The sequence below is a fragment of the Streptomyces montanisoli genome, from assembly GCF_017813245.1.
Taxonomy (GTDB): domain Bacteria; phylum Actinomycetota; class Actinomycetes; order Streptomycetales; family Streptomycetaceae; genus Streptomyces; species Streptomyces montanisoli.
In genome coordinates, this window is the sequence record NZ_JAGIQL010000164.1 from 1 (window position 1) to 13,312 (window position 13,312).

At 73.0% G+C, this 13,312-nt stretch carries 11 protein-coding genes; 6 read left to right on the top strand and 5 right to left on the bottom strand.

The annotated features are described in order from the left end of the window. Positions 1-634 precede the first annotated feature (634 nt). Together JFN87_RS27455 and JFN87_RS27460 are read right to left on the bottom strand one after the other, a co-directional pair. Positions 635-1,432, bottom strand: coding sequence for a sugar phosphate isomerase/epimerase family protein (locus JFN87_RS27455; RefSeq protein ID WP_209344209.1), 798 nt, complete (start codon positions 1,430-1,432; stop codon positions 635-637). Between the two features lie 92 nt (positions 1,433-1,524). Continuing rightward, the gene (locus tag JFN87_RS27460) at positions 1,525-2,679 is read right to left on the bottom strand and encodes a LacI family DNA-binding transcriptional regulator (RefSeq protein ID WP_209344211.1); all 1,155 of its coding nucleotides are present in this window, start codon (positions 2,677-2,679) and stop codon (positions 1,525-1,527) included. A 141-nt stretch (positions 2,680-2,820) separates the two neighbouring features. On the opposite strand from JFN87_RS27460, the gene JFN87_RS27465 reads away from it, so the two are divergent. The 5 genes from JFN87_RS27465 to JFN87_RS27485 all read left to right on the top strand — a co-directional run bounded on the left by JFN87_RS27465 (position 2,821) and on the right by JFN87_RS27485 (position 9,851). Then, positions 2,821-3,972, top strand: coding sequence for a Gfo/Idh/MocA family protein (locus JFN87_RS27465; RefSeq protein ID WP_209344213.1), 1,152 nt, complete (start codon positions 2,821-2,823; stop codon positions 3,970-3,972). Further along, complete coding sequence (locus JFN87_RS27470; protein ID WP_307865609.1) at positions 3,969-5,165, top strand: dihydrodipicolinate synthase family protein; 1,197 nt, start codon at positions 3,969-3,971, stop codon at positions 5,163-5,165. The genes JFN87_RS27465 and JFN87_RS27470 overlap by 4 nt, the downstream gene beginning before the upstream one ends. A 44-nt stretch (positions 5,166-5,209) precedes the next feature. Then, entirely contained in the window at positions 5,210-6,007 is a 798-nt protein-coding gene (locus tag JFN87_RS27475) for a sugar phosphate isomerase/epimerase family protein (protein ID WP_245182068.1), read from the top strand. 106 nt (positions 6,008-6,113) lie between these two features. Continuing rightward, the gene (gene recD2, locus JFN87_RS27480; protein ID WP_209344217.1) at positions 6,114-8,372 is read left to right on the top strand and encodes an SF1B family DNA helicase RecD2; all 2,259 of its coding nucleotides are present in this window, start codon (positions 6,114-6,116) and stop codon (positions 8,370-8,372) included. Positions 8,373-8,537: 165 nt separating this feature from the next. Then, positions 8,538-9,851, top strand: coding sequence for a citrate synthase (locus tag JFN87_RS27485; RefSeq protein ID WP_209344219.1), 1,314 nt, complete (start codon positions 8,538-8,540; stop codon positions 9,849-9,851). 468 nt (positions 9,852-10,319) lie between these two features. Here JFN87_RS27485 and JFN87_RS27490 read toward each other — a convergent pair whose 3' ends face one another. The 3 genes from JFN87_RS27490 to JFN87_RS27500 all read right to left on the bottom strand — a co-directional run bounded on the left by JFN87_RS27490 (position 10,320) and on the right by JFN87_RS27500 (position 12,038). Next, on the bottom strand, positions 10,320-10,559 hold the full coding sequence (locus JFN87_RS27490; RefSeq protein WP_209344222.1) for a heavy-metal-associated domain-containing protein: 240 nt from the start codon (positions 10,557-10,559) through the stop codon (positions 10,320-10,322). Between the two features lie 50 nt (positions 10,560-10,609). After that, on the bottom strand, positions 10,610-10,807 hold the full coding sequence (locus JFN87_RS27495; protein ID WP_030908155.1) for a helix-turn-helix transcriptional regulator: 198 nt from the start codon (positions 10,805-10,807) through the stop codon (positions 10,610-10,612). A 292-nt stretch (positions 10,808-11,099) separates the two neighbouring features. Next, positions 11,100-12,038, bottom strand: a complete 939-nt coding sequence (locus JFN87_RS27500; RefSeq protein ID WP_209344225.1) for a sugar phosphate isomerase/epimerase family protein — start codon at positions 12,036-12,038, stop codon at positions 11,100-11,102. Positions 12,039-12,229: 191 nt separating this feature from the next. Between JFN87_RS27500 and iolC the strand changes: the two genes are divergently transcribed. Next, positions 12,230-13,237 carry a 5-dehydro-2-deoxygluconokinase gene (gene iolC, locus JFN87_RS27505; protein ID WP_209344227.1) on the top strand — a complete coding sequence of 336 codons (1,008 nt, stop codon included), beginning with the start codon at positions 12,230-12,232 and terminating at the stop codon, positions 13,235-13,237. Positions 13,238-13,312: the final 75 nt, after the last annotated feature.

Here is a 13,312-nt window from a genome sequence, read left to right on the forward strand (position 1 = left end):
ACCTCGCGCACGGTGCGCCCCGCCCCGGCCCCCGGGGCTACCGGCCGTGCCCCGCACACGCGTGCGGTGCCGCACGGGCCTTCGCCGCGAGTGCGTGCCCTGCGCGCACGGCCCGGACGTGCGGTTTCGCGCGGCGGTCCTCCGCGTACGTGCCCTCGGGGCGGGCCCGACCCGGGAGCCCGCGTCGTTTCGCCGGCGGCCGCACGCCGGTCGCCTCCCGACCGCGTGCCCGGCCCGGGCGGGACCCGCACTCTGTAGTACGCGCGCGTCAGGCGCCGCGCGGGCGGTTTCCCCCGGCACGCGGCGTGCGCGGTAGAGCGAGCGCCGGCCACCGACGGCGTGCGGCGCGCCGTACGCGCGGTTTCCGCGCCTGCGCGCCGTGCGTGTACAGCCTCGTCGGAGGCGGCCGGGCTGCCCGCCCGCGCCTGCGTGCGTCGGCCCGCCTTGTGCGCCATGCGCTCCGTCAGGCCACGGCGCACCGGCCTGGCGGCCCCCCACTCGGGTGCACGCACCTGGCTGCCTGTGCGAGCGCGGCACGGCGCGCAGGCCCGCGCACGCGCGTCGTTTCGCCGGCGGCCGCGCGCCGGTCACCTCCCGACCGCGCGCCCGGCCCTGGCGGGACCGCGCGCGGGGCTCAGCGCGCGCGGGGGCGGGCGGCGAGGTCCGCCAGGTGGCGGGCGCCCGCGGGCAGCAACTCCGGGAGCGGGGCGGCCTGTTCGTACCAGCGCTTCTCGTACTCCCAGCACACCCACGTGTCATCCGGCAGCGTCCCCACGCACTCCGCCAGCGGCAGCACGCCCGCCCCCAAGGCCAGCGGGGTGGTGTCCTGCGCCGACGCGATGTCCTTGACCTGGACGTACCCCAGGTATGGGCCGAGCGTGGCGCTCGTGACCTCGGGGGACTCGCCGCCCAGCCACGTGTGCATCACGTCCCACAGCACGCCGACCCGCGGATGCCCCACCGCCGCCACCACGCGCTCGGCGTCCGCGCCCGTGCGGTGCGAGTCGTGGGTCTCCAGCAGGATCCGCACGCCGAAGTCGTTCGCCACCTCCGCCGCCGCCCCCAGGCGGCGCGCCGCCACCTCGTCGGCCTCGGGCCCCGGCGCGTCGCCGCCCCCGGGGAAGACCCGCACGTACGGCGCGCCCAGGTCGCGCGCCAGCCACAGCAGCCCGTCGATCTCCTCGCGGAACGCCTCGTCCGTCACCCCCGTGTCGGCCGCGCGCGCGTACCCGGCGACCGTCAGGATCTCGACGCCCGCGCGTGCGAACTCGTCCACCACCGCCGCGCGTGCGCCAGGACCGACGCCGGGGTGGACCGGCTCCTCAGGGTGGCAGCGCAGCTCCACGCCCTGGTAGCCGGACGACACCGCCAGTTCGACGACGTCGGGGATGGGCATCCCCGGTACACCCAGTGTTGAGAAGGCCGACTTCACGTGCCTGTTCCTCCTTGTTGGTCACCGTGTCCGTGTCACGGGCCCCGTACGCCCCGCCTGCCCCAAGCGTGAAGGCTGGAACCCCGTGCGCGTCAGGCCCGGGGCGGCGCCGTCGACGCGCGCGCCATCAGCTCGGCCCCGATCGTCGCGATGCCGCCGGGCGGCGGCGCCTCCGTGCCCATCGCCAGCCGGCCCGCGCGCGCCCCCGCCTCCTGAAGCGGCAACCGCACGGTCGTGAGCGCGGGCGTGGCGTCCACCGAGAACGGCAGGTCGTCGAAGCCAGCGACCGACACGTCCTGCGGGATGCGCAGGCCCTCGTCGCGCACCGCGGCGCACGCGCCGAGCGCCACGGTGTCGTTCGCGGCCACCACCGCCGTCAGGCCCGGCTGCCTGCGCAGCAGTTCGCGCGTCGCCTCGTAGCCCGAGCGCCGCGTGTAGGGGCCGTGCAGCGTCAGCGGGTCCTGGGCGCCACCTGACCCCGCCGCGGGCAGCCCAGCGGCCCTCAGGGCCTCGCGATGGCCCTCCAGGCGGTGGCGCGTCGTGGTGCGCTCCAGGGGGCCCGCCACGTAGCCGATCGTGCGGTGCCCGAGCGCGAGCAGGTGCTCGGCGAGGCGCCGGCCCCCGCCCCGGTTGTCGAACGCGAGCGCCGCGACCGCCACATCGTCGTCGGGCAGCGGCGGCCGCCCGCACAGCACCACGCGCGTGCCCGCCGCCGCGAGCCGCCGCAGGGCGGCCGTGACCGCCGCGCCGTGGTCCGCGTCCTCCAGCGCGCCGCCCGTGAGGATCACGGCGGCCGCCCGCTGGCGCTGGAGCAGGGTGAGGTAGGTCAGTTCGCGCTCGGGCGACCCGACCGTGTTGCACACGACGGCGAGTTTCTGGCCGCCCGCGCGCCTGCGTCCGGCCCCCGGCGCGTGGGGCCCGGCGGCCTCCGCGGCCCCGGCCGCGTCCGCCCGCGCGAAGCCCGTCGCGTCCGGCGCCTCCTGGATGCCGATCTCCGTCTGCGCCGCGCCCGCCATGATCCCGAAGAAGGGGTCCGCGATGTCGTTGACGAGGATGCCCACCAGGTCCGACGTGGCGGCGGCGAGCGAGCTCGCGGGGCCGTTGAGCACGTAGTCGAGCTCGTCCACCGCCCGCAGCACACGCTCCCTGGTGGCCGCGGCGACCGGGTAGTTGCCGTTCAGCACGCGGGAGACGGTGGCCGGTGACACCCGGGCGCGTGCCGCCACATCCGCCAGCGTGACTGTCATCGCTTTCCTCCGCGTGCTCGTGCGATTGCCCCGGCGTCGCTGATCCCGGCCGATCACGGCCCCGGTCTTGTCCGGCCACGCGTCGCAGGTTAGCTTCATAGCCGTAGAAAGCGCTTGCTAGGGCTGTATGGAGGGAACTTCGTGGCACGCAGAACAGTCCGGATCGCCATGAACGGCGTCACGGGCCGGATGGGGTACCGCCAGCACCTGCTGCGGTCCGTGCTCGCCATCCGGGAGCAGGGCGGACTCGACCTCGGCGGTGGCGACACCCTGTGGCCCGAGCCGGTGCTCGTCGGGCGGCGCGAGCACGCGCTGCGGGAGATCGCGGAGCGTCACGGCCTCGCGGAGTGGTCGACCGACCTCGACGCGGTGCTCGCCGACACCACCCTGGACGTCTACTTCGACGCCCAGGTCACGTCCGCGCGCGTCGAGGCCGTCAAGAAGGCGATCGCCGCGGGCAAGCACCTCTACCTGGAGAAGCCCACCGCCACCGACCTCGAAGGCGCCCTGGACCTCGCCCGCCTCGCCGACGCCGCGGGCGTCAAGCACGGCGTCGTCCAGGACAAGATCTTCCTTCCCGGCCTGCTGAAGCTGAAGCGGCTCATCGACGGCGGCTTCTTCGGCCGGATCCTGTCCGTCAGGGGCGAGTTCGGCTACTGGGTCTTCGAGGGCGACTGGCAGCAGGCCCAGCGCCCGTCGTGGAACTACCGCGCGCAGGACGGCGGCGGCATCACCGTCGACATGTTCCCGCACTGGGAGTACGTGCTGCACGAGCTGTTCGGGCGCGTCACGGCCGTCCAGGCGTACGTCACCACGCACGTGCCCACGCGCTGGGACGAGCAGGGTGAGCCTTACGAGGCGACCGCCGACGACGCCGCGTACGGCATCTTCCAGCTGGAGGGCGGCGCGGTCGCCCAGATCAACTCCTCCTGGGCGGTGCGGGTCAATCGCGACGAGCTCGTCGAGTTCCAGGTCGACGGCACGCACGGGTCGGCGGTCGCCGGGCTGCGCGAGTGCCGGGTGCAGCACAGGAGCGCCACGCCCAAGCCGGTGTGGAATCCGGACCTGCCCGCCACCTACGCCTTCCGCGACCAGTGGCAGGACGTGCCGGACAACGCCGCGTTCGACAACGGCTTCAAGGCCGAGTGGGAGCTGTTCCTGCGCCACGTCGCCCTCGACGAGCCGTTCGCCTGGGACCTGCTGGCGGGCGCGCGCGGCGTGCAACTCGCCGAGCTCGGCCTCAGGTCGCACGCGGAGGGCCGCCGCCTCGACGTTCCGGAGCTGACGCTGTGACCCGCGCACCGGCCCCGCTCGGCCTGCCCGACGCGCGCGGCGGCATCCGCGCGTACACCCCGCGCGCCGAGCCCGCGGCCTTCCTGGCGCCCGCGGGCGGCGCCCCCGCGGGCGGCGCCCCCGTCACCTCCCGCACGGTCTTCGCGGCGGCGCACGTCGTCGCGGACCCGTACGCCGACACCACGCCCGACGCGCCCGCCGCGCTCGACTGGGACGCGACGCTCGCCTTCCGCCGCCACCTGTGGGCGCAGGGCCTCGGCGTGGCGGAGGCCATGGACACCGCGCAGCGCGGCACGGGGCTCGACTGGGCGGGCGCCGCCGAGCTGATCCGCAGGTCGGCCGCCGAGGCCAGGGCCGTGGGCGGGCGCATCGCGTGCGGCGTGGGCACCGACCAGCTGGCCGCGGGAGAGCACACCGCGGGCGAGGTGCTGGCCGCCTACGAGGAGCAACTCGCGCTCGTCGAGGACACCGGCGCCCAGGCGATCCTGATGGCGTCGCGCGCGCTCGCCGCGGCGGCCGACGGGCCCGACGCCTACCTGAAGACGTACGCACACCTGCTGCGGCAGGCGCGCGAGCCGGTGATCCTGCACTGGCTCGGCCCGATGTTCGACCCGGCGCTCGACGGCTACTGGGGCAGCACCGACCTCGACACCGCGACGGCCACGTTCCTCCAGGTCATCGCCGACCACCCGGACAAGGTCGACGGCATCAAGATCTCGCTGCTCGACGCGGACCGCGAGATCGACGTGCGCCGCCGCCTGCCGGAGGGCGTCCGCTGCTACACGGGCGACGACTTCAACTACCCGCAGCTCGTCGCGGGCGACGGACAGGGCTTCAGCCACGCGCTGCTCGGCGTCTTCGACCCGCTCGCGCCGCTCGCGTCCGCCGCGCTGCGCGTGCTCGACACGGGGGACGTGGCGGGCTTCAGGGCGCTGCTCGATCCCAGCGTCGAGCTGTCGCGGCACCTGTTCGAGGCCCCGACGCGCTTCTACAAGACCGGGGTCGTCCTCCTGGCCTGGCTGGCGGGCCACCAGGACCACTTCGTCATGGCGGGACACCAGCAGGCGGCGCGTTCGGTGCCGCACCTCGCGCGCGCCTACGAACTGGCCGACACGCTCGGCCTGTTCCCCGACCCGGCCCTGGCGGCCGACCGCATGCGCAGCCTGCTGCACGTGTACGGGGTGGCGCGATGAGCGGGCGCGTGAGCGGCGATCTGAGCCGCTTCAGCATCAACCAGATGACGGTGAAACAGCTCTCCCTGCCCGAACTCGTCCAGGCATGCGCCCGGTTCGGCATCCCCGGCGTCGGCCTGTGGCGCGAGCCCGTGCGTGCGTACGGCGTCGAGGCCGCGGCGCGGCTCGTACGGGACGCCGGGCTGCGCGTCACCACCCTGTGCAGGGGCGGCTTCCTCACGGCCGGCGAGCCGGAGGCGCGTGCGGCGGCGCTCGACGACAACAGGGCGGCGATCGACGAGTGCGTGGCGCTCGGTACCGACACCCTGGTCATGGTGTCCGGCGGGCTCCCCGGCGGGTCGAAGGACCTGCCTGCGGCGCGCGAGCGGGTGGCGCGGGCCCTCGGCGAACTCGCGCCGTACGCGGGGGAGCGCGGGGTGCGGCTCGCCGTCGAGCCGCTGCACCCGATGTTCGCCTCCGACCGGTGCGTCGTCTCCACCCTGGACCAGGCCCTGGAGCTGGCCGAGCGGTTCCCCGCCGAGCAGGTCGGGGTGGTCGTCGACACGTACCACATCTGGTGGGACGACCGCGCGCCGACCGCGGCGGCGCGCGCGGGCGCGCAGGGCAGGATCCACTCGTTCCAACTGGCGGACTGGGAGACGCCGTTGCCCGAGGGCGTGCTCAACGGGCGCGGCCTCATCGGCGACGGTGCGGTGGACCTGAGGCAGTGGCGCGAGCGGGTGGACGCGGCCGGCTACACCGGGCCGATCGAGGTGGAGCTGTTCAACGACCGCCTGTGGGCCCGTGACGGGGAGGAACTGCTGCGGGACGTGGCGGAGCGGTACGTGCGCCACGCGCTGTAGCACCGGCCGCCGGGCCGCCACTCGGCCGGGTGGCCCGGTTGTCCACAGACGGTGGGTTGTCCACAGGGCTTGAACGGGTGTCGCCGGGCGGCGGTAGCGTCGGAACATGTCCAGCCGCACGCCACAACCGGCCACGGCGCCGCGCTCGCTCGCGGTGCTCGAAGCCGTGCTCGAACGGATCACGTACGCCAACGACGAGACGGGCTACACGGTCGCGCGCGTCGACACCGGCCGCGGTGGCGACCTGCTGACCGTCGTCGGGTCGCTGCTCGGCGCCCGGCCGGGCGAGTCGCTGCGCATGGAGGGGCGCTGGGGCTCCCACCCGCAGTACGGCAAGCAGTTCACCGTCGAGAACTACCGGGTCACCCTCCCCGCCACGATCCAGGGGATCCGGCGCTACCTGGGCTCCGGCCTGGTCAAGGGCATCGGCCCGGTATTCGCCGACCGGATCGTGACCCACTTCGGCCTCGACACCCTCGACATCATCGAGCAGCAGCCGAAGCGGCTCGTCGAGGTACCCGGGCTCGGACCCAAGCGCACGGCAAAGATCGCCGCCGCGTGGAAGGAGCAGAAGGCCATCAAGGAGGTCATGGTGTTCCTCCAGGGCGTCGGCGTCTCCACGTCCATCGCCGTGCGCATCTACAAGAAGTACGGGGACGCGTCGATCGGTGTCGTCAGGAGCGAGCCGTACCGCCTCGCCGCGGATGTCTGGGGCATCGGCTTCCTCACCGCCGACAAGATCGCCCAGTCCGTCGGGATCCCGCACGACAGCCCGGAGCGCGTCAGGGCGGGCCTCCAGTACGCGCTGTCGCAGTCCACGGACCAGGGCCACTGCTTCCTGCCCGAGGACCAGCTCATCGCGGACGGCGTCAAGCTGCTCCAGGTCGACACGGGCCTCGTCATCGAGTGCCTCGGCGAGCTCGCCGCCGACGAGGAGGAGGGCGTCGTACGGGAGTCGGTGCCAGGACCCGAGGGGGAGCCGGTCACGGCGATCTACCTGGTGCCGTTCCACCGGGCCGAGCTGTCACTGGCGTCACGCGTGCGCCGGCTGCTGCGCACCGAGGAGGACCGCATGCCGGCCTTCCGAGACGTCGACTGGGACAGGGCGCTGGGCTGGCTCGCGCGGCGCACGGGCACGTCACTCGCGCCCGAGCAGGAGCAGGCGGTACGGCTCGCGCTCACGGAGAAGGTCGCGGTGCTCACCGGCGGCCCCGGCTGCGGCAAGTCGTTCACGGTCCGCTCGATCGTCGAGCTGGCGCGCGCCAGGAAGGCGAAGGTGGTGCTCGCCGCGCCCACCGGGCGCGCGGCGAAGCGGCTGACCGAGCTGACGGGCGCCGAGGCCTCCACGATCCACCGGCTGCTGGAGCTCAAGCCCGGCGGGGACGCCGCCTATGACGCGGACCGCCCGCTCGACGCCGACCTCGTCGTGGTCGACGAGGCGTCGATGCTCGACCTGCTGCTGGCCAACAAGCTGGTCAAGGCGGTCGCCCAGGGCGCGCACCTGCTGCTCGTCGGGGACGTGGACCAGCTGCCGTCCGTCGGCGCGGGCGAGGTGCTGCGCGATCTGCTCGCCGAGGGCGGCCCGGTGCCGCGCGTGCGGCTCACCCGCATCTTCCGGCAGGCGCGCCTGTCCGGCGTCGTCACCAACGCGCACCGGATCAACTCGGGCGTGCCGCCCGTGACGCAGGGCCTGTCGGACTTCTTCCTGTTCGTGGCGGACGAGACCGAGGAGGCCGGGCGCCTGGCGGTGGACGTGGCCGCGCGCAGGCTCCCCGCCAAGTTCGGCCTCGACCCGCGCAAGGACGTGCAGGTGCTCGCGCCCATGCACCGGGGCCCGGCCGGGGCCGGCGTGCTCAACGGCCTGCTCCAGCAGGCCATCACCCCGGCCAGGCCCGGCCTGCCGGAGAGGCGGGTGGGCGGCAGGGTCTTCCGCGTCGGCGACAAGGTCACGCAGATCAGGAACAACTACGAGAAGGGGGAGAACGGCGTCTTCAACGGCACGGTCGGCGTCGTCACGGCCATCGACGAGGACGAGCAGCGGCTGACGGTCCTCACGGACGAGGACGAGGAGGTGCCCTACGACTTCGACGAGCTGGACGAGCTGTCCCACGCGTACGCCGTCACCATCCACCGCTCGCAGGGCAGCGAGTACCCGGCCGTGGTCGTCCCCGTCACGAAGAGCGCCTGGATGATGCTCCAGCGCAACCTGCTCTACACGGCGGTGACGCGCGCGAAGAAGCTGGTCGTGCTCGTCGGATCCCGCCAGGCGATAGGCCAGGCGGTGCGCGCGGTGTCGGCGGGGCGCAGGTACACGGCGCTCGACCACCGGCTCGCGCTCGGCCTCTCGGGTCGCGCGGGGTCGTAAACATCACGTAGGGCTTTCGGAACCGGGGTGAAGGGGGCAGGATGAGGAGGTTGGCGGCACTCAGTGCCGCCAATGAGCCCAATGGTCGACCCCGAGTGCACCTTCCTGCGCCAAATGGGGGATGGTAGGGACATCAGGGCACCTCGAAGAAGAGGCACTACGTCGGTGAGGGATGACGTGAGCGAGAAACGCGACAACGACGCGGTAGTACTGCGGTACGGCGATGGCGAGTACACCTACCCGGTGGTCGAGAGCACCGTCGGTGACACGGGCTTCGACATCGGCAAGCTCCGCAATCAGACCGGTCTCGTGACCCTGGACAGCGGCTACGGGAATACCGCCGCCTACCAGTCCGCGATCACCTATCTGGACGGCGAGCAGGGCATCCTGCGCTACCGCGGCTACCCCATCGAGCAGCTGGCCGAGCGGTCCAGCTTCGTCGAGGTGGCGTACCTGCTGATCAACGGCGAGCTGCCCACCGTCGACCAGCTCTCCACGTTCAAGAGCGAGATCACCCGGCACACCCTGCTCCACGAGGACGTCAAGCGGTTCTACGACGGCTTCCCGAAGGACGCCCACCCGATGGCGATGCTGTCCTCCGTGGTCAGCGCGCTGTCGACGTTCTACCAGGACAGCCACAACCCGTTCGACCAGCGCCAGCGCGACCTGTCGACGATCCGGCTGCTCGCCAAGCTGCCGACGATCGCCGCGTACGCCTACAAGAAGTCGGTCGGCCACCCCACCGTCTACCCGCGCAACGACCTCGGCTACGTCGAGAACTTCCTGCGGATGACGTTCTCCGTCCCGGCCCAGGACTACGAACTCGACCCGGTCGTCGTCTCGGCGCTCGACAAGCTGTTCATCCTGCACGCGGACCACGAGCAGAACTGCTCGACCTCCACCGTGCGCCTCGTCGGCTCCTCGCAGGCGAACATGTTCGCCTCGATCTCCGCCGGCATCAACGCCCTCTGGGGCCCCCTGCACGGCGGCGCCAACGCGTCCGTGCTGGAGATGCTGGAAGGCATCCAGGCCAGCGGCAGCGACGTCGACACCTTCATCCGCAAGGTGAAGAACAAGGAGGACGGCGTCAAGCTGATGGGCTTCGGCCACCGCGTCTACAAGAACTTCGACCCCCGGGCGAAGATCATCAAGGCGGCCGCCCACGACGTCCTCTCGGCCCTCGGCAAGTCGGACGAGCTGCTCGACATCGCGCTCAAGCTCGAGGAGCACGCGCTCGCGGACGACTACTTCGTCGAGCGGAAGCTCTACCCCAACGTGGACTTCTACACGGGCCTGATCTACCGCGCCATGGGCTTCCCGACCGAGATGTTCACCGTGCTGTTCGCGATCGGCCGACTGCCCGGATGGATCGCCCAGTGGACCGAGATGATCAAGGAGCCCGGCTCCCGCATCGGCCGTCCGCGCCAGATCTACACGGGCGAGGTCCAGCGCGACTTCGTCCCGGTCGAGGCCCGCTGACGCGGTCGCCCCACCGGGTGGCACCCTGCCGCCCGCTCGTGCGCCGCGCCGCGCCGCAAGCGCCACGCGAAAAGCGCCCCGCCACCGATCCCCCCACGGGTCGGTAGGCGGGGCGCTTTCCATATCCCCCGGAGCGGATTCCCCCCACGGGATCCGGGCCGGGCGTCTGCCGTAACCAGCGGCGGTTACCGGTGCGGTTCGACCGGGGTACGTACGGGAGGGCCGCTCAAGCTCCCCGATGCACGTGCCCCGGCCAATCGCTTGCCCGAGATGTCCCCCAAGACATCTCGTGAACGTCCCCCAAGACGTTCTCTGGCATCGTCCTCTATGACACGCGAGCTGCCCGGATGGTTACCCATAAATCTATGTGATCTAGCTCTCGCTGTGAAGGACTCGTGGCCCCTGTGAAGGACAGGCAACCGTAAAAAACTGGTCAGCCACCCTGGTGGGGGCGGGGGAGTGGGGCCGTCAGGCCTGTCCCGCGAGTTCGTAGCCCGCCTCGTCGACCGCCGCGCGCACGGCGCTCTCGTCGAGCGGGGTCTCGGACTCCACCGTCACCCGGCCGGTGTCGGCCGCGGCCTGGACGGAGACGACACCCTGGATGCCGGAGATCTCGCCGGCGACGGCCCCCTCGCAGTGGCCGCAGCTCATGCCGGTGACCTGGTACACGGTGGTGACGTTGCTCATTGCGTCCTCCTCGTCGGACATGGGTGGCATTACACCGCCCACCCTACCCCCAGGGGGTATGAAGTGGCGGCTCAGCCCCGCCGCCCCCTGTTGCCCGGCCGGTTCGCGACCCAGGTGCGGATGGTGTCCGCGTACCAGTAGGGCTTGCCGTTCTCGACGTGGTCGGGTGCGGGCAGGAGTCCGTGCTTGCGGTACGAGCGGACGGTGTCGGGCTGCACCCGGATGTGCGCGGCGATCTCCTTGTAGGACCAGAGCCTGGTGTCGGTCATGGGTGTGCGTGCCTCCCTGCGGCGCGATCGGCTGATGGATCACCGCCGACCCTGTGCCCATTCAGCGACGCAGCGTGAGGAAGTGTCGACGGCTGTCACGCGCCTGTGGCCCGAAACCCGTGTAACGGAGATATCCGTGACCAATGATCGACTTTTGTGACAGAAACGGTTCTCTGGGGCGTGCGTCAACTCTTGCGGCGAATCGTCATCCGGGGAAGTGGCCCGCCGGTGCGACGCGTTGACAGGGGTGCGTCCGCGGGGGCACGTCCGCCGCGCTGGGCGTGCGCCGGGTTCAGACCCCGCAGCCGCGCAGGAAGTGGCGCGTGCGCCGGGCGATCGGCAGCGGGCGGTCCGGCGGGCAGGGGTACATGTCCTGCTCGACGATCGCGAAGAGGTCCACGCCGAGCCGGGCCGCCGCCGCGAGCACCGGCTCCAGGTCCGGTACCCCCGCGGGCGGCTCGCACATCACGCCGCGCGCGACGGCCGGCCCGAACGGCAGCTCCTCGGTGACGACATCCGCCAGGACGCGCGGGTCGACCTGCTTGAGGTGCAGGTAGCCGATCCGCTCGCCGTACGTCTCGATCAGCTCGACGCTGTCGCCGCCGCAGTACGCGTAGTGCCCGGTGTCCAGGCACAGGGAGACGGCGGACGGGTCCGTCGCGTCGAGGAAGCGCGCGACGTGCTCCGCGTTGTCGATGTGCGTGTCCGCGTGCGGATGCACGACGATCTTCAGGCCGAAGCGCTCCCGCACCTCGCGGCCGAGGCGCTCCGTCAGCGACGTCAGGTCGTGCCACTGACCGGCCGTGAGGGTGGACTCCTCCAGCACCCGGCCGGTCTTGTCGTCACGCCAGAACGCGGGGATGACCACGAGGTGCTCCGCGCCCGTCGCGCGCGTCAGCCCCGCGATGCCGGCCACGTGCTCCCAGGTCTCCTCCCACACGCCGGGGCCGTGGTGCAGTCCCGTGAAGACCGTCCCCGCCGACACGCGCAGGCCGCGGCTCGCCGTCTCCTCCGCGAGGCGCGCGGGATCGCTCGGCAGATAGCCGTACGGGCCGAGCTCGATCCACTCGTAACCGGCCTGCGCGACCTCGTCGAGGAAGCGCCGCCAGTCCACCTGGCGTGGGTCGTCGGGGAACCACACGCCCCACGAGTCGGGGGCCGAACCGATCCGGATGCGCGGCGACGGCGACGATGGGCGCGACGACGGCGGCGGGGGCGCGGAGAGGGCCATGACCGCCAGCCTCGGGCCGCCGGAAGACGCTGTCAAGGCTACGTCCGAATGTCCGGACATAACGTTGACAGGGTGGGGGAGGCGCAGTAGACAGGTCCCGGCCGCCGCGGGCCGCCGCCCGCGCGAACAGGTCCGATTCCCACCCGATTCCCACCCGATTGCAACGAGTACGACGAGGAGGGGCGGCGCCCATGGCTCCCGGGCCGTACGACGTCATCACGATGGGCAGGATCGGCGTCGACCTCTACCCGCTGCGCACGGGCGTGCCGCTGGACGAGGTGGACGGCTTCGCCAGGTTCCTCGGCGGGTCCGCGGCGAACGTGGCGGTGGCCGCGGCCCGCCTCGGGCTGCGCACCGCCGTCGTCACCCGCACGGGCGCCGACCCGTTCGGCCGGTACCTGCACACGCAGCTGCGCGAGTTCGGCGTGGACGACCGCTGGGTGAGCCCCGTCGAGCGGTACCAGACGCCGATCACCTTCTGCGAGCTGTTCCCGCCCGACGACTTCCCGCTGTACTTCTACCGCAGGCCCAAGGCGCCCGACCTGGAGATCCACCCGCACGAGCTGGACCTCGACGCGATCAGGGCGGCCCGCGTCTTCTGGATGACGGGCACGGGGCTGTGCGCCGAGCCCAGCCGCACCGCCACGCTGACGGCGCTGCGCGAACGCGCGCGCCGCGACGTCACGGTCTTCGACCTCGACTGGCGTCCGATGTTCTGGGACGACGACCCCCGCGAGGCCTACGCGGCCGCCCTGCGGCACGCGACGGTCGCGGTGGGCAACCTCGACGAGTGCGAGACGGCGGTCGGCGAGCGCGACCCGCACGCGGCCGCGCGTGCGCTGCTCGCCGCGGGGCCGGAGCTCGCGGTCGTCAAGCAGGGGCCCGCGGGCGTCCTCGCGGTCCACCGCGACGGCACGACCGCCGAGGCGCCGCCCGTCCCCGTCGACGTCGTCAACGGGCTCGGCGCGGGCGACGCGTTCGGCGGAGCGCTCTGCCACGGGCTGCTCGCCGGGCTGCCGCTCGAACGCACGGTGCGCGCGGCCAACGCGGCGGGCGCCATCGTCGCCTCCCGCCTCGCCTGCTCCTCGGCGATGCCGTACGCGGACGAGGTCACGCGGGTCGCCGAGGGCGGCACGATCCCGCCGGAGCGCGCGCCGGCGCCCGCCTCGGGGCCCTCCGCGCCGGGGGACGCGCGGTGAGCGCCATGCCCGGCCTCCCGGGCGCCCAGGGCGCGCCGGGCGCCTGGAGCCCGCCCGGTCCCGCCTTGGACGCGC

Bases quoted from the DNA above. Each gene is read 5' to 3' on its own strand.
- recD2 (WP_209344217.1), top strand. From the start codon at position 6,114: ATGTCCAGCCGCACGCCACAACCGGCCACGGCGCCGCGCTCGCTCGCG.
- JFN87_RS27500 (WP_209344225.1), bottom strand. From the start codon at position 12,038: ATGGCCCTCTCCGCGCCCCCGCCGCCGTCGTCGCGCCCATCGTCGCCG.
- iolC (WP_209344227.1), top strand. From the start codon at position 12,230: ATGGCTCCCGGGCCGTACGACGTCATCACGATGGGCAGGATCGGCGTC.
- JFN87_RS27475 (WP_245182068.1), top strand. From the start codon at position 5,210: ATGACGGTGAAACAGCTCTCCCTGCCCGAACTCGTCCAGGCATGCGCC.
- JFN87_RS27495 (WP_030908155.1), bottom strand. From the start codon at position 10,807: ATGACCGACACCAGGCTCTGGTCCTACAAGGAGATCGCCGCGCACATC.
- JFN87_RS27460 (WP_209344211.1), bottom strand. From the start codon at position 2,679: ATGACAGTCACGCTGGCGGATGTGGCGGCACGCGCCCGGGTGTCACCG.
- JFN87_RS27490 (WP_209344222.1), bottom strand. From the start codon at position 10,559: ATGTCCGACGAGGAGGACGCAATGAGCAACGTCACCACCGTGTACCAG.